At 46.9% G+C, this 17,417-nt stretch carries 11 protein-coding genes; 4 read left to right on the top strand and 7 right to left on the bottom strand.

Annotation, left to right across the window (positions count from 1 at the left end; translation table 11 throughout):
• Positions 1-247 precede the first annotated feature (247 nt).
• The gene (locus tag MUY27_RS01640) at positions 248-1,597 is read right to left on the bottom strand and encodes a hypothetical protein (protein ID WP_245128222.1); all 1,350 of its coding nucleotides are present in this window, start codon (positions 1,595-1,597) and stop codon (positions 248-250) included.
• A gap of 328 nt (positions 1,598-1,925) precedes the next feature.
• On the opposite strand from MUY27_RS01640, the gene MUY27_RS01635 reads away from it, so the two are divergent.
• The 4 genes from MUY27_RS01635 to MUY27_RS01620 all read left to right on the top strand — a co-directional run bounded on the left by MUY27_RS01635 (position 1,926) and on the right by MUY27_RS01620 (position 8,016).
• Entirely contained in the window at positions 1,926-2,183 is a 258-nt protein-coding gene (locus tag MUY27_RS01635) for a hypothetical protein (RefSeq protein ID WP_245128221.1), read from the top strand.
• Positions 2,184-2,273: 90 nt separating this feature from the next.
• Entirely contained in the window at positions 2,274-3,662 is a 1,389-nt protein-coding gene (locus tag MUY27_RS01630; RefSeq protein WP_245128220.1) for a TolC family protein, read from the top strand.
• A gap of 6 nt (positions 3,663-3,668) precedes the next feature.
• Entirely contained in the window at positions 3,669-6,914 is a 3,246-nt protein-coding gene (locus MUY27_RS01625; RefSeq protein ID WP_245128219.1) for an efflux RND transporter permease subunit, read from the top strand.
• A gap of 7 nt (positions 6,915-6,921) precedes the next feature.
• On the top strand, positions 6,922-8,016 hold the full coding sequence (locus MUY27_RS01620; RefSeq protein ID WP_245128218.1) for an efflux RND transporter periplasmic adaptor subunit: 1,095 nt from the start codon (positions 6,922-6,924) through the stop codon (positions 8,014-8,016).
• Positions 8,017-8,164: 148 nt separating this feature from the next.
• On the opposite strand, the gene katG is transcribed toward MUY27_RS01620, so the two are convergent.
• From katG to MUY27_RS01590, 6 genes are all read right to left on the bottom strand, one after another.
• Positions 8,165-10,435, bottom strand: a complete 2,271-nt coding sequence (gene katG / locus MUY27_RS01615; RefSeq protein ID WP_262918259.1) for a catalase/peroxidase HPI — start codon at positions 10,433-10,435, stop codon at positions 8,165-8,167.
• A gap of 153 nt (positions 10,436-10,588) precedes the next feature.
• The gene (locus MUY27_RS01610) at positions 10,589-11,179 is read right to left on the bottom strand and encodes a TetR/AcrR family transcriptional regulator (protein ID WP_245128217.1); all 591 of its coding nucleotides are present in this window, start codon (positions 11,177-11,179) and stop codon (positions 10,589-10,591) included.
• Between the two features lie 50 nt (positions 11,180-11,229).
• A complete protein-coding gene (locus tag MUY27_RS01605; RefSeq protein WP_245128216.1) occupies positions 11,230-12,525 on the bottom strand; it encodes a TolC family protein in 1,296 nt (431 codons plus the stop codon).
• An 11-nt stretch (positions 12,526-12,536) separates the two neighbouring features.
• Entirely contained in the window at positions 12,537-15,641 is a 3,105-nt protein-coding gene (locus MUY27_RS01600) for an efflux RND transporter permease subunit (protein ID WP_245128215.1), read from the bottom strand.
• Entirely contained in the window at positions 15,638-16,711 is a 1,074-nt protein-coding gene (locus tag MUY27_RS01595) for an efflux RND transporter periplasmic adaptor subunit (RefSeq protein WP_245128214.1), read from the bottom strand. Before MUY27_RS01595 ends, MUY27_RS01600 begins: the two co-directional genes overlap by 4 nt.
• A 100-nt stretch (positions 16,712-16,811) precedes the next feature.
• Positions 16,812-17,414: a TetR/AcrR family transcriptional regulator gene (locus tag MUY27_RS01590; protein ID WP_245128213.1), complete on the bottom strand. Its 603-nt coding sequence runs from the start codon at positions 17,412-17,414 to the stop codon at positions 16,812-16,814.
• Positions 17,415-17,417: the final 3 nt, after the last annotated feature.

Here is a 17,417-nt window from a genome sequence, read left to right as displayed (position 1 = left end):
GCTAAAATGGTTAACGTATTACACGCTACCGCAACTGCATACCTGTAAAAGGCATTAACGGCACGCGTGTAATAACGCCTGATTCAGGATACTAAATAAGAAGAATTTACAGCTTATGGTTTTATTTCCATTAAAGTTTACAAACTGTTTACAAGCCGTTATGACCTCAATTGCAATTGCCACAACCCGTGATGCTAAAAAGCTTCATCTTCGCCGGATCGCAGTACCTTTTCTTCTAACCCGTAACTTATCGGGCAATGGTCAGTTTATAAACGCCATCGTTTCTCACCGAGATAATTGAACCGTCTGCTACCTGGTAATCTGTAATTACATAAGGGTTACTATCTGTTTGAAGAAGGGTAATTTCACCGGTGCTGATGTTAAGTTGGTAATAGCCATCCAGGTTAACCGTTGTATCAAAACCGAAATGGCGGTAGAAGATCACGCTATTATTACTGATGTTATAAATAATGGGAAAATAGTCGCCTCTGCCGTATTTAAAATCAGATCTAAATACCTCGTTGTTCCCTTTATAAACACTAAAACCAACCAGCGGGTTATTTTTCGCATCCTTTGAAAAGTTTGTCGCAAAAGCATATCCGGTAGCATCATCGACGTCTATTAATCCCGAATTAGCAGGCAACTGAACAGGTGTTGTAATTGCACCGTTAGCCGGGTTCACAAAACTATTGCTGTAAATAATATGGTTGAAACTATATTCGTGAATGGCAGTAAAATCGAAACTGTTCAGCGAATATTTAACGGCAGACAAGTCTCCCAGGTTAATCAGCGAAGCGGTTTTAGCAGTGAAAACAGGGTTGGTGACCAGCACATGGTTATTAATTACTCTTGAAATACGGCCATACCCATTGGAAACAAAACTCACAAAGGTTGATTGCTTGCTGTCTGTATTATACTTGGCCAGTACAACGGCGTCATTTCCCGGGTCTGCCGGTGTTGGCACATTCGCTGTCGTTTTATTACCAAAAGCTAACAGTTCATTATCTGATACCGCACGTATCGGGCTGCCGGTAAAATCAAAATCGAGGGTTGTTACCGCCATCGTTTGCAGATCAAGCTTTTTTGTCTGTACTACGTTATTCACGTCATCCTGGATAAAAATGTACCTGCGTGATGGTGAAATATCGAAATAATTAGAACCTAAACTCTGATGCAAGGCCAGTACCTGCGTATAATTGTACTTCTTCACATACTGGTGCTGGTAATCTGCAATATGGTATTGTTTAAGGGTATCCGTTCCGGCAACAGGCGATTGGATCACCACGTTGTATTTCACCCCGCTTTTAAAGGCGTACGTAAAAGTTGCAGCAGCATACCCGTTTGCATCGCGGGTTACGGGCATAGTAGCAAGCGTGTTGGTATCCTGGCGAAGTATCATTTTAGTTGCAACGGGACCTTCCGGGGCCAGCGCAATTTTCAACTGATTATCTGCCAGTGGCATTGCTTTAAATGCAATAAGTCCTTCATCTTTAATAATGGTCTTACTCGCATTATCAAACGGTTGTACTTTATCTTTTTTGGAGCAGCTGCTTAACAGCAAAATAGCAATAAGCGGTAACAGGGCAAGGTTTTTCATGATGTCGTAGGGTTAATCAACGGCATAAATATCAGCACAAGAAAGCACTTAAAAGCGCAGTTTTCAAAATTTAACGGATTATTAATCAACCTTTAACGCAACCCGTAACAACATATATTTTCATTTTAAGAATATGTAACTTTCGTCACACCATATTTGCAAAATATGCGTTACATTGGCACACAGATTGCATTTTTTAATCAATTTTGCTCCGATGCGTTATATAAAAGCCATAAAATTCATATTAGCGATAGCTGGTTTGCTATTTGTCGCTAAGCCGTTTTTAGGCTTTAAAGCATATCACCGTCTTTGCAACTCTAACTGTCCGATGCTTTTAGCAAAAGCGTTTACCCAGCGTAAGCCGGAGTTTTTAGAAGAGTCAGAAAAAGAACAATCTGCTTTTCATTACAAATTATCCAACCCCCCGCATAAAAACATCGTAAGCATTGCATTGCTTTTGTCGCTGTTATTTCCATCTGCTTTCATTGTCCGTACCCTGCTTGAAAAAAGCAGACCGTCCGGAACATTCTTAGCCGGAGACGCCGGCAATAAAACGTACCTGCTTACCGGCAAGCTTACCATTTGATCTTAGCAATTCCTACAGTTTTTTAGTCATCCGGCCCCTGGAAGGGCTTGGCCTGTCTATTCATTCATGTATTAATTTCTAAGAATTCAAATGTCACATTTTAAACAAGTTGCTGCGGCGCTTGGCTGTTTACTGATAGGTTTACATGCTGCTGCACAACAAAATACCCCGACTATTTCTTTAAAACAGTTGCTTAACCAGGTGGACCTGAAAGCACCATCCCTGTTGACAGATTCGGCCGCCATCCGCATACGGCAGGCACAAGCGGTAGAAACCCGCAATAACTGGTTGCCCAATCTTAAATTGAACTACCAGGCAGATGTCGGTAGTAATAATAACGTCGCAGGCCCGTATTTTGGCTTTGGTATCATCCCCTCTAACTCGCGCGGTGTCCGTACAGAAAGTAACACGGCGGCAACAGGCGCTAACCTCGGGATAGCCGCCCTGGACTGGGAGATCTACAATTTTGGTGCATACGCTGCCCAGAACCGTGTAGCCAATTCGGATATTAAGGTAGAGCAAAACCAATACGCGCAATCCAAATATCAGCTGGAAGCCTCCGTAATAGGTGCTTATCTTCAATTAAACCGACTACAGAATTACCTGTCTATCCAGCAACGCAACATCCAGCGTAACCAGGAGATCAAACGCTCCATCTATTCTTTAGCTAAAAGCGGTGTAAGGCCGGGTGTAGACACCAGCATTGCCGAAGCAGAGCTTTCTAAAGCCAGGTTAAACTACATCGAGCTGAATAACCAGTACAGGCAATTACAGCAGCAGCTGGCAGCTATCAGTGGCTTACCTGCCCAAACTATTGTTGCCGATAGCCTGATGCAAAACCAGATGCTGAGCCAGACAACCGCTGTGCAACCACTGATGGATACTGCATCGCACCCATTGATCAACTATTATAAAACGTTATATCAGAACAGTCTTCAGCGCGAGGACCTGGTAAAGAAGCAATATAACCCCAAGATATTACTGGAAGCTGCCGCCTGGGGCCGCGGTTCAAGCGTGGATGCAAACGATCATTTCGGCCCGGTAGGCAGCGGTTTCAACTTCGACCGCAGCAATTACCTGGTAGGTTTAAGCATCTCTTATAACCTGTTTGACCTGCGCCGGCGCCAACTGAAACTGCGTACGCAAAAAACGGCGTCAGATTATGCGCAAAAAAGGCTGGATCAGGAGAAGGCTTTATTAGCCGCTGAAGCCGCACAGGCGCAAACCGAATTACAAACAGCGCGCGAACGCTTGCAGGAAATCCCTAACCAGCTAAAGGCTGCTAATGCAGGCTATCGGCAAAAGCTATCGCTCTACCGCAACGGGTTAACAGACATCATTGAGCTGAATGCTGCACTGAATATCCTGTACCGTGCAGAAACAGATTACGCGCAGGCGAAATATGCCTACACCAACGCAGTTTTCCGCGAAGCGATTACTGATAACCAAGTTAATACCCTGTTAAACTCTTTAAAATAACCAGCTATGTCTATGGTCACCTCTGCATTAAAAAGGCCGATAACTACTATTGTTATCACGATCAGCCTTTTACTGTTTGCAGTTCTCAGTGCATTAAAGATCCCTATCGATATTTTCCCGCAGCTTAACCTGCCTACCATTTATGTAATTGAATCATACGGTGGTATGTCTGCCCAGCAGATGGAGGGTTTCTTTTCAACGGGCCTCCAAAACCAGTTCCTGTACATCAACGGTGTAAAAAGTATCACCAGTAAAAACATCCAGGGACTTACGCTCATCAAGCTTTCTTTCTACGAAAGCACCAATATGGCCGAAGCATCTGCCCAGGTCGCCTTACAGGTAAACCGCGCCACCAGCTTTTTCCCGCCGGGTGCATTACCACCGCAGGTAATCCGCTTTGATGCCTCTTCATTGCCGGTCGGTCAGTTGGTTTTTTCCAGCAAAACGCGGCCACTGAAAGATATCTACGATTTGGCCGCAACCCGTATCCGGCCAATGTTCTCTACCATTCCCGGGCTTTCCGCGCCGCCGCCTTTTGGCGCCAATGCCCGTTCGATCACCATCAACGTTGATCCGGACAAGCTGCGCAGTTTGAACCTGACACCGGATGAAGTGGTGGACGCCCTATCAAAATTTAACGTGATGGCGCCTTCGGGTAACCTTCGTCTGGATAACACGATGTTCCTGACCACAATGAACTCGCTGATCAAGAACGCGGATAATTTTGGCAACATCCCGGTAAAAACCCAAAACGGTGTACCAATTTTCATTCACGATTTTGCCCGGGTCGCCGATGCTGCGGATATTACAGTCGACTATGCACTCATCAACGGCAAGCGCTCTGTGTATATCCCTGTTGTTAAAACGGCGGATGCCTCTACCTGGTCTGTGGTGCAAAACCTGAAGCAAAAGCTGCCCGAAATGCAATCGCTGCTGCCCGATGATGTCAAACTTTCTTATGAGTTCGACCAATCTGTCTTTGTGGTGAATGCGGTTAAAAGTTTAATGACCGAAGGCGGACTGGGCGCTTTGCTTACCGGGTTAATGGTTCTGCTGTTCCTGCGCGACTGGCGCAGCAGTTTGATCGTGGTGATCACTATCCCCGTATCCATCCTTATCGGGGTGTTGCTGTTGAGCATGTTTGGCCAAACCATCAACATCATGACGTTGAGCGGTCTGGCTCTGGCCATCGGTATCCTGGTAGACCAGGCCACGGTTACTATCGAAAACATTCACCAGCACCTGGAGATGGGCAAGTCTAAACGGTTGGCTATCTATGATGCTTGTGAGGAGATTGCCTTCCCGCTATTGCTCATCCTGCTTTGTATCCTGGCGGTGTTCGCACCATCATTTATGATGAGCGGTGTACCCAAAGCCATGTTCCTGCCGCTTTCCATGTCCATCGGTTTAACCATGATCGTTTCTTATGTACTGGCGCAAACCCTGGTACCGATCATGAGCAACTGGCTGATTAAAGCAGAACAGTACCAACACTACCATCATGGCGAAATACATGCCCATGCTGGCGAAGCGCTGGACAGGCCGGAAGAAATACAGGTAAATGAGCATTACCGCCACGAAGTGGAAGAACCCGAGAAAAACGATGGCTTTGAACGGGTAAAACTGCGGTTCATGAGATCGCTGGAAGGGATGCTTCCGAGAAAAAAACTGATCGTTCCTGTTTACCTGGCTGCGGTGCTGCTGTTAGCAGGGGTATGCTTTATGGTGATTGGTAAGGATATGATGCCGAAGATCAATAACGGGCAGTTCCAGATCAGGATGAAAGCGCCCGCCGGTACCCGGCTTGAACGTACCGAAGATAAATTTAAGCAGGTGCTGAATATCATCAACAAAACAGTGGACGGGCACGTAAAGATCACATCTGGTTATATCGGGCTTATCCCGAGCAGCTATGGTAGCAGTAACCTGTACATCTTCAACACAGGCACGCATGAGGCCATCTTACAAGTGAACCTGGATGAAGACTACCACATGAACATGGATGAGCTAAAAGATGCCTTGCGTAAGAACATCCACCAGGCATTGCCGGATCTGCAAATCACCTTCGAACCCATTGACATGACGGAAAAGATCATGAGCCAGGGCGCTTCTACCCCGATTGAAGTACAGGTTGCCGGTAAGAATATGGAGCAGATTGAAGGCTATGCCAATAAGGTAGTCGATAAGCTAAAGAAGATCAGCTACCTGCGCGACGTGCAGATCAACCAGCCGCTGAAGTTCCCGGTAATTGCCATCACGGTAGACCGTTTGAAGGCCGCGCAGTTGGGTGTCAATATCAAGGATATATCAAACTCTGTTACTGCCAGCACCACTTCCAGCCGCTTTACGCAAAAAAACCTTTGGCTGGATGAAAAAGGAGCCTATACCTACTCTGTACAGGTACAGGTGCCGGAATATGTGATGAACAATATGGACCAGCTGCGGGAAATACCGCTACTGAAAGGCCAAAGCACCCCGGTTTTGGGCGACGTAGCAAGTTTCAAAACCGTCTATGTTCCTGGCGAATACGACCGTGACGGGCCTCGCCGCTACATTACCGTGAGCGCCAACATCTATAAAAAGGATTTGGGTAAAGCTACGGCTGATGTTGAAAAGGCGCTGAAAGAGGCCGGTACGCCACCAAAAGGATTGATCGCAACGCTGGGGGGCATGTCTAACCTGCTTACCGAAACCATGGGCAGTTTACAGAACGGCTTGCTTTTCGCCATCCTGGTTATCTTCCTGTTACTGGCAGCAAACTATCAGTCGTTCAAAGTATCACTGACCGTACTATCTACGGTACCCGCGGTAATCCTGGGTTCGCTAACAATGCTCCTCGTTACCGGGTCTACACTTAACCTGCAATCATACATGGGTATGATCATGTCTACAGGGGTGTCTGTTGCCAATGCGATCCTGATTGTGACCAATGCAGAAAAACTGCGTTTAGAATACCGCGATGCCACTAAAGCAGCGGTAACCAGCGCCTCCATTCGTCTGCGCCCTATCCTGATGACCAGTTTAGCCATGATTGCCGGTATGATCCCGATGGCTTCAGGCCTTGGTGAAGCAGGCGAGCAATCTGCACCGCTCGGCCGTGCGGTAATCGGCGGGTTGATTGCTTCTACCCTTGCCGCGTTATTTATCCTTCCGCAGGTATTTGCCTGGGTGCAGGATAAAACAACTTTTGACTCGCCAGCGCTGATGCCAGAAAACGAACCTAACAATGATCCAGAAACTGTAAATGCATAATCACACCATGAAACGTTATAAAAAACCAATCCTGCTCGCTTCAATAGCAGCATCATTATATGCCTGTTCAGGCAATCATAAACCTGTAGACCTTACCGAGAGCAACACTAAAACTAAGGCGACTGCACAAACACAACTGGCTACCGTAGCAGAGAAAGCGCTTTCCAGCGCGGTACGCTTACCGGGGCAGTTGAAACCCTTTAATGAAGTAAACCTGTTCCCAAAAGTGAACGGCTTTGTAAAGGAAGTATATGTAGACCGCGGATCTGTTGTACGCAAAGGGCAATTACTGGTACGGCTGGAAGCGCCGGAAATGCAGGCACAGGTACAGGCTGCCAAATCGCGCTATTTGCAGGCACAGGAAAACGCGCAGGCCAGCAGCGAAAAATACCAGCGTTTAAAAGAAGCGGCCAAAGAACCGGGATCAGTCTCCCCGCTCGACCTTGATAACGCCCTGGCGAAAATGAAAGCAGATGCCGCATTGGCCAGTTCAGAACGTTCTAACGTTACATCGGTGAATACGCTGCAAGGCTACTTAAACATTTATGCCCCGTTTGATGGCATGATCGTTCAACGTAACGTTTCGCCGGGCGCATTGGTTACGCCAGGCAAAGCAACCGACCAGCCCATGCTGGTTTTACAGGATACCCGGAAGATGCGTCTGGAAGTGTATATCCCTGAAGATTATGTAGATAAAGTCGATCTTGGAAAACAGGTAAAGTATACCTTCAATGCCATGCCCGGCCAGCAGCATACTGGCAAAATTGCCAGAAGTGCCAATGCTTTGGGCAGCATGCGTTCTGAAGCGATAGAGATTGATGTTTATAATGATCACCAGCAACTAAAACCGGGCATGTATGCCGAGGTGGAAATACCGATGGTCTCTGGTGCGAGATCACTCCTGGTTCCTAATAACGCGATCATCCGTTCTACCGAGCGTGAATACGTTATTGCCGTTAGAGATGGCAAAGCGGCGTTAGTTGATATAAAAGAGGGCTTAACCACCCACGATTCGACCGAGGTATTCGGCAGTTTGAAACCCAACGAACACGTAGTTTTGAATGCCGGCGACGAGCTGAAGGAAGGCGATAAGGTGAATTAACCTGAATTCGGGTTAAAACGTCATCCAATTTTGCTCGAAGGATGACATTTTAGGATCCGGTATTTCCCACCTCATTCTTTACTAAAAAAAGGAAGGGAACCTTTTCGGGGTTCCCTTTCGCTCTTTTATATATCGGTATTAGTGAAATTTACAGGTCGAACCTGTCCAGGTTCATCACCTTGTTCCAGGCAAACACAAAGTCGGCTAAGAACTTTTGCTGACCGTCTGCGCTGCCGTAAACTTCGGCAATGGCACGCAGTTCTGCATGCGAACCAAATACCAGGTCGGCACGGGTAGCTGTCCATTTCAACTCGCCTGTAGAACGGTCTTTGCCTTCATATAGTTCGCGGTCTGTAGATGTCGCGCTCCAAGCAGTACCCATATCCAGCAGGTTCACAAAAAAATCTGTCGTCAACTGGCCTGGGCGTTCAGTAAGCACACCGTGTGAAGAACCATCGAAGTTGATGTTAATCGCTTTTAAGCCTCCCATTAATACGGTTAATTCCGGTGCAGTAAGGGTCAATAAATGCGCTTTGTCAACCAGCAGTTCTTCGGTAGAAACCGGGTAGTTGGCTTTGCGGTAATTGCGGAAACCATCTGCCAATGGCTCCAGGTAACCGAAAGATTCTACATCAGTTTGTTCCTGTGAAGCATCCATACGGCCTGCGGTAAAAGGCACGTTAACAGTCTGACCAGCATCTTTAGCTGCTTTTTCAACTCCGGCATTACCGGCCAGTACGATCAGATCCGCCAGGGAAACTTTCTTGCCCCCTGCTTGCGCTGCGTTAAACTCTTTCTGGATACCTTCCAACACACTCAGCACTTTTTGCAATTGAACAGGGTTATTTACGCGCCAGTACCGTTGCGGAGCCAGGCGAATACGTGCACCGTTAGCGCCACCGCGTTTATCTGTACCACGGAAAGTAGAAGCCGAAGCCCAGGCAGTAGCCACCAGTTCAGAAACGCTAAGGCCTGAAGCGAGGATCTTTTCCTTGAGGCTCGAAATATCACTTTCATCAACCAAAGCATGGTCTACAGCCGGTACAATATCCTGCCATAACAATTCTTCCTGCGGAACTTCCGGACCAAGGTAACGGGCACGCGGACCCATATCGCGATGGGTAAGTTTAAACCAGGCACGTGCAAACGCATCTGAAAACGCTTCATGATCTTCTAAGAAGCGTCTTGATATTTTTTCATATGCCGGATCAAACCTTAAAGCAAGGTCGGTAGTCAGCATGGTTGGTTTATGCTTTTTCGTACTATCGTAAGCATCGGGTATAATATCATCGGCATCTTTAGCCACCCATTGGTGCGCACCGCCCGGGCTTTTGGTCAGTTCCCATTCAAAACCGAACAGGTTTTCAAAAAAGTTATTGCTCCATTGGGTTGGGGTTTTGGTCCAGGTTACTTCTAATCCACTGGTAATGGTATCGGCACCTTTACCAGAACCAAAGCTGTTATTCCATCCGAAGCCTTGTGATGCGATGTCTGCAGCCTCTGGCTCTTTACCCACATGGTCTGCCGTTGAAGCACCGTGGGTTTTACCAAAGCTATGGCCCCCGGCAATCAGCGCTACGGTTTCTTCATCATTCATCGCCATACGGCCGAAGGTATCACGGATATCCTTTGCAGCCATTACCGGGTCAGGGTTACCGTCAGGGCCTTCCGGATTTACATAGATCAAACCCATTTGAACCGCAGCAAGCGGCTTTTCAAGGTTACGGGTATGTACCTGTCCGTCGGCGTCGTCATCAGAAACCAGCACGCCATGACCTTCTACTCCGTCTGATCCCTGTGCATAACGAATATCGCCACCAAGCCAGGTCCTTTCAGATCCCCAGTATACAGATTCATCAGCTTCCCACGCATCCTCACGTCCACCGGCAAAACCAAAGGTTTTGAAACCCATCGATTCCAATGCCACGTTGCCAGTAAGAATCATTAAATCTGCCCAGGAAATCTTGTTACCATATTTTTGTTTGATCGGCCAAAGTAACCGGCGCGCTTTATCCAGGCTCACATTGTCCGGCCAGCTATTCAATGGCGCGAAACGCTGCAAACCTGCACCGCCGCCACCGCGGCCATCAGTCACACGGTAGGTACCTGCGCTATGCCAGGCCATACGGATAAATAAACCGCCGTAGTGGCCAAAATCTGCCGGCCACCAATCCTGCGAATCTGTCATCAGCGCACGAAGGTCTTGCTTCAGGGCTTCAAGGTCTAACGATTTAAAAGCTTCGGCATAATTAAAATCCTTATCCATCGGGTTAGACAGCGAAGAATTCTGGCGCAAAATATTCAGTTTTAACTGGTTTGGCCACCAATCGCGGTTACGGGTTCCCCCTCCGGCTACGCTGTGTTTCATGGTGCCGTTATGGAACGGGCACTTGCTGATGTCATTTGAATTTGTATCCATCTTGATGTTTTTGGGTATCTATAGGTATTTAATTGATTTAAATCCGTTAATGTAAATATACACCAACAAAACAGCGTATACCAATCATTTCCTTCTATAACATATCACTAAAAACTATAGGAGACATCAGCGATATCAATAGCCCGGCAGATGTTAGTAAATAGGCAGCGCTAACGATTTGCTTAACTGGTGCTCTACGTTATGGTGAAAATAATCGTCGAGCGCGTTATTTTCTTCGGGCTGGTTACGGCCTTTCAGCTTTTGGGTAGCCTGCGATGCCATCACAAACAAATGGGTAAAAGCAATAAACCGTATCGGCTGGCGGCTTTGCGACAAATAATGGTTCAGCCGCTTCATTTTCGCTTCCGTTACCTTCAGCAGTTGCATCCTGATATCATTGTTCGGGAAAGATGAAGGTGATTTAAGAAAGCGGGCTATCAGCCCGCCCTCCTGTGGGTAGTTGTAATTAAATTCTACTAACTGTCGCCAGAAATTAAGGATACTTCGCGGATCTGCCAGCACGGCCGGCGTTGGGGCCGCTTTAAAAGCATGTAGCTGATCAATAGCATTTTTAACGCAGCAGATTACCAGTTCATCTGCGTTTGCATACATCAGCTCGAATTCTGCAAGCTTTATTTGCGCCTCTGAAGCTACCTGCCGCAAAGACAGGCTTTCCGCGCCGTACCTATTAATTAATTTGATCGCTTTACGGATGATAAGCTGTTTCTGATCTGACGTTAGCATAATGTGATAATTTTTAGCGGGCAGCGGCTGGCGTATCCGCTGCCCTGTTGCTACATTTTGTTAATAGTGCCTGTCGCAAAGCGATAAGAAGCATTCTTGATCTGCAGGTTGGTAAACGAAGTGTTCAACGTAACTGCAGCCTGCTGATAAGATGCCTGCGCATCCAGTACATCAGTTACAGTGCTTAAGCCGGCTTTATAGTTATCCTGGTTCACTTTAAGGTTTTCGGTAGCCTGGGTTAGGTTATCCTTGGCATAGGATATTTGGGTAAGCGCATCCTTCATATCATACCATGATTTTAATATGCCTACCTTTAACTGGTTGCGGCCGTCTGTCAGGTTATTCTGCGCTATCTGCTCGTTTAGCTTGCGCTGCTTTACTTTTTGGCGGTTCCCTCCCCAGATATTTTCAGAAATGGGGATGCTCAGGGTACCAAATGCCATGGGGGTGAACGTGCTTTTAAAAGCGCCGTTGAACGAACCCACCTGTGATGCGCTTAACCCTACCGAAAGGCTTGGCAGATTATCTGCCTGGGTAAGCCGTGATTGCAGGCTACTGTTTCTTACCTGCAGGGCCAGTAACTGATAGTTCTCTACATGAGTAAGGGAGGTATCCGGGCTGGCTTCCTGTGATGACATTAACGGCTCTTTTTCAAAACTATCCTCCATCACCATTGTGGAATCGAACTGCATGCCGGTATAGGCACAGAAATCGTAAAGGGCAAGCATCCGGCTATTGTTCAGGCTGCTTTTATTCACCAAAAGCTGGCTTAGCTGTACTTTCACCTTCAGCAGATCATTCCTGGCGATGAGGCCGGAAGCAAGCATGTCCTGCTGCATTTTCAGCAGGTTTCTCAACAGCGCTTCGTTAGCTTTTATAGTACGGGTCTGTTCCTGCAGGTTCACAATATTCCAGTATTTCTGTTCGGTTAAAAGCAGCACGGAATCTACAGACTGGCGTGCACGGATATTACTGGCCTCCAGTTGCAGGGAAGCAAGCTGTTCGCCGGTTAATATCTTGCCACCGCTGTAAACGGCTTGCGAAGCTGTTAGGCCGAATAAATAAAGGTTATTGATCCCTTTATCCAGCACACCCGGAATAGGCTGTACCAGATCTTTGAAACTATGCAGCGCCACACCGGTGCCGCTAACACTGGGAAGATGATTAGACCGTGCCGAAATAATACCAGCCTCGGCAGAATTAATATTAAGCTGGCCGTTCTTGATGGCAGTACTATAAGCCAGCGCAGCTTTACGGCTTTGTTCGAGCGAAATGGTTTGCTGTGCAAAAAGCGATTGTACACCTGCCACCAGCGCCGCCGTTATTACAAAATATTTGATGTTCATGGTCGTAGGTATTAAATAGTTTGCGGTTGTTGCTCCCCGGCAGCGGCTTCTTCTTTCCTGAAGAAAAGCCAGTAAAGCGTTGGCAATACAAATAGGGTAAGCATCATGGAGATCATCAACCCGAAGCTGATGACGGTACCCAAAGGTCCCCATAGCGGCGAGCCGCTGATGATCATTGGCGTAACACCTACCGCTGCAGCAGTAGAGGTTAAAAAGATGGGGCGCATCCGTCTTTCTGCCGAAAGGACAGCCGCTTCCTTAACAGATTTACCCTCGTGGAAACGCAATTCATCTGCATGGTCTATTAAGATAATGCCGTTACGTACCACAATACCACATAGTGCAAGCAAGCCCAGGAAAGAAGTAAAACCAAACGGGTAACCGGTTACCAGCAGCCCGAAAGATGCACCAAGCAAGCTTAAAGGCATAGTAGTGATACTTAAGATGGCATGCTTCATCTTTTTAAAGTGCCACACCAGGATCATAAAGATCACGATGATACTCATGAGCAGGGCCATACCCATTGGTCCCTGGTTTTCCAGTTGCTGCTCCAGGTCGCCACCGTAGGCAATTTCTACGCCCAGCGGCAGTTTCAGCTTTTCTATATCGGGGCGGATCTTTGCTAACACTTCATTAGCTACGCTGTGCTGTGCCACGTCCATTCTTACAGTTAGCGTTCTGATGCTATTACGGCGTACAATCTGCCCTTCATGCCAGTCTGGAATAATGTCTGCCACCTGGCGGATCGGTACGATACTATTGGTTTGTTGTGAAGGGATATTCAGGTCGCCCAGGTTAGAAACGCTTGACCTGGATGCCTTCGGCGCCCTTAGTTTAACATTCACCTGGTAGTTACCTTCCCAAACCCGCGTTGCATTAATGCCATCTGTATTAATAGCAATGGTATTGGCCACATCGCTTTTGGTTAGGCCCAGTCTCGACAATTCTTCGTTGTTAATATCTAACCGGATGCCTTCCTGCGATTCATAATAATCTGTACGTGCCCAGGTTACGTCGCTGCGTTTTTTTCCGATAGCCAGCACTTTATCGGCTACCTTCTTTAAGTCTGCAATATTGTCGCCAGATATCCGCACCTCTATCGGTGCAGGCGCACTCGCCATATTCAACTGCTTCATGCGCACGTAAGCCGATGGGAACAGGTTGCTGTACTTTTTGGTATACTCGCCGATCATCTCTTCGGTAGCATCGCTGGAAATGGTGTTCACCAATAACTGCGCATAGTTCCGCGCATCAAGGTTTGGTGCGTAAACGGTGTGGAAACGTGGCGAACTGGTTCCGACAAAGCTGGTGTAATTGGTTACCCGCTTATCTTTCTGCAGGATACGTTCCATCCCTTTTACCACCTCGCCGGTCTGGGCCAGGTTATAGCCACTTGGCAGGTAAACCTCTATAGCAAACTGGTTACGCTCTACAATAGGAAACAGCTGTTGCGGCAGCTTGCTCATGAAAAACATACCGATCAATACAGACAATGCACCAAACAACACAGTTAAGTTGTAATGGCCGATGGCATTACCGATGTGCCTGTTAAAGAATGCCTGCAGATAGTCCAGAAAAGACTTTTTATCGCTTTTCTTATGCGGGTTGTGCAGCCCTTTCTTTATGAACAGCGTATTGAAGTAGGGCACCAGCACCATAGAAATAATCAGCGAAAGGGTTAACGCAATGATGATGGTAACCGGGAATACGCTGATGAAATCTTTAGCAACGCCAGTCATGAAAAACATCAGCGGAAGGAAAGTGGCCGAAATAGCCAGCGTAGCAGTAAATACAGACGGAAAAAGCTCCATAGCACTGCTTTTTGCCGCTTCCCAGACAGACAGGCCGTGGTCGATCTTTTCAATATGGTTATCAATCACCACAATCGGGTCGTCTACCACAATACCTAATACCACAATCAGCGCGGCAAGGGTTACCGTATCCAGCTCGATACCGGCCAGGTACATAATACCTAACGTAGCAGAAATAGTGATAGGGATAGTTGCTGCGGCCACCGCTGCCACCCTTACCGGAAGTAAAAGCAAGGCGACGATCACCACACCGATGAGCGCGAAGCTGAACTCTTTCATAAAGTGGGTGATCGATTCATCCACCACTTCCGGCTGGTTGGCCAGTTTAACGATCTTAACGTCTGAAGGCAGGTGTGCGGAAATCTTGTCGATACGTTCTTCCAGTTTATCACCAAACTGCACAATGTTTTTACCGGGTATCATCTCCAGCGAGATAATGATACTTTTTACACCGTTTGAGGTGACATAACTGTCCGGTTCGTCGTATTCGCGTTTTAAAGTGGCGATATCACGCAGCCTTACCGGGTTGCCGTGATTATCCCGGCGGATCACCTGTTCTGCCAGGTCGGCCTCTGTTTTATAAAAACTGCTTAAATGGATAGGCCTGTCCAGCACGCTGCCATCCAGTTTACCGGATGCATTTATGGCGCCTTCAGACTGCAGCACATTCATCAGAGAACCAACGGTTACGCCATTTTGCAGCAGCTTATTGTTATCTACATAAATACTGATCTGCTCTGAAAGGTTACCGCTATGCGAAATTTTAGCCACATCTTTTACGTGGCGTAATTCGGCTTCAATGTCTTCTACGTTTTTCTGCAACTCTTTATAAGGCCTGGTTTTAGACTCTACTGCGAAGATCAACGCGGCGGTGTTACCGAAATCACTGTTCACCGCAAAGCCTTTTACCTCCGAAGGCAACTGCGCCTGCAGCAGCATCAAGCCGTTCTTGATCTTATTCCAGAAGGCCTTTGTACTTGGGCCGTTTACAGTTTCAGAAACCTCGACGAAGATGTACATAATGCCATCCCTCGAATATGAATAGGTTTTGGTTTTGTCTACCTCGTTATTGCTGAAGAGGTATTCTTCTACCTTCTTGGTAAGGTGTTCTTCTACCTGGGCAGAAGAAGCGCCGGGATAAAAGCCGACAATTACCCCCTGCCTGATGGTAAAATCAGGAAATTCGTTACGGGGCATGTTAAACAAACCGAGTATACCCAGTATAAATAAAACAGCGGCTACTGTGACGGGCACGACATGATGCCGCATCGCCCATTCGATCAGGTTGTTGGTTTTCTCTTTCATAACTCAGCCGTGTTTTTAACTGTTACCGGGGTTTGGTCTGCCAGTTTCTGATAGCCGGAAAGGATCAGGCGTTCATTTCCGCTAAGCCCGCTGGTTATGGAAAGGCCGTTATTGTACAGGGTGCCGGTCTTTACAGGCTTACGTTGTGCTTTGTTATCTGCAGAGATGATGTATACATAATTATTGCCGTTCTCATCAACCTGCACGGCCTGTACGGGTACAATCACTTCGCTGTTTCCTGCTTCTTTTGCAGCAGTTTGTTTATGGTCAAATACCACCTTGCAAAGCATACCGGGACGCAAACGTTCGCCATCATTACCCAGCCTAACCTTCAGGTTATAATTGGCGCTGTTATTCAGTGCAAGTACTCCTACTTCCGAAACCCGGCCTTGCAAGGGCTGGTTATCCAGCGCATCAACTTTAACCGTGGCGGCATCGCCGATGTGGTAGCGATTGATTTCTGATTCGGGTACAGCTACAAGCACGTCTATCGAACGGGTATCCAATAACTGCAATACCGGTTGACCGGGGCTGGCGGTTGAACCGGCTTCTGCTTTCTTTTCGCCGATGTAACCGGTCTGCGGCGCAAACAAACGGGTATGTGCAATATTTTGATAGGTAGCTTTTGAGGATGCTAAGGCTTGCTCGTAGTTAGATTTCGCCTCCAGCATTTTGATCTCTGCTACGCTGCCTTTATCATACACAGCTTTGATACGCTGGTAATTTTCACCGGCTAAACGTACCTGGGCCAATTGCGCGTCGTATTGGCTTTGGTAAGTAGTTTGATCTACCGTTGCCAGCAATTGTCCCTTTTTAACATGATCGCCGGTTTTTACGTTGATGGCATTAATGGTTCCGGATACCTGGAAGCTCAAGTCTATCGCTTTGTTGGCTTGTAGTGTACCGTTATAGATAATTTTTCCGTCGGCATGGTTGCCGGTGCTATCCAACCTGATGGCCTGGACACTAATGGTATCTACCGTGGCAGCAGTTTCTTTTTTTCCTGCGCAGCCGGCCAGGATCAGGGATGCGACTGATAATCCGGCCAGTGAAACATAAATTTTACTCATTGTTGTGCTTACTTGTTTAATGACTTAGGTGATTTTTAAACTCTATTATTCGATATTTATGTTCGACATTTAAGTCGAACATAAGATAAAAAAATTTTTATTACTTAAATGCGGTTTCTAATACCCGCATGACATGCTCTTTTCGGGTTTCCATCAGTTTGATATAATCCTCCTGGTTCACGTTCATGATGGCTTTTAGCATTGACATACCTGCAAAGGGAAAGAAACAGATAGACAGAAAGGTTAGAAATATCTGCTTAGGATCACCAACTACTTCTCCCTTCTCTACCGCCTTTAAAATCTGCGGGAGAAAAAATTTCTCAATATCAAATGGTAACGACTTATCAAGTATTTCCTTGAACATATCCCTGTTAAGGTTGAACTGGTTCAGCATAAAGAGGTCTATGTCCGGATTGGTAACTGCTGTGCTGATATAATGATCAGCAAATAGCTGCATGCGATGCACAATACTCAGACTTTCATCTTCCATATCAGGAAGTCGCGAGCACATTTCCTGAAAAAATTCAGACCATACGATAGCAAACAATTTCTCTTTGCTGCGGAAGTAGTAGTGCACCGCGGTGCGGCCAATACCAGCTTCGTCTGCAATTTCCTGCAGTTTGGTACCCGCCAGCCCTTTTCTTAAAAAAACTTTTTTAGCCGCTTCTTTAATCTGTGCTTCTATATTAGTCGTCGCTTCCATTTC

It is taken from the genome of Mucilaginibacter straminoryzae (genome assembly GCF_022953055.1).
Classification (GTDB): domain Bacteria; phylum Bacteroidota; class Bacteroidia; order Sphingobacteriales; family Sphingobacteriaceae; genus Mucilaginibacter; species Mucilaginibacter straminoryzae.
Note: the sequence above shows the minus strand (reverse complement) of the source record. Positions and strands in the feature narration are given on the sequence as shown.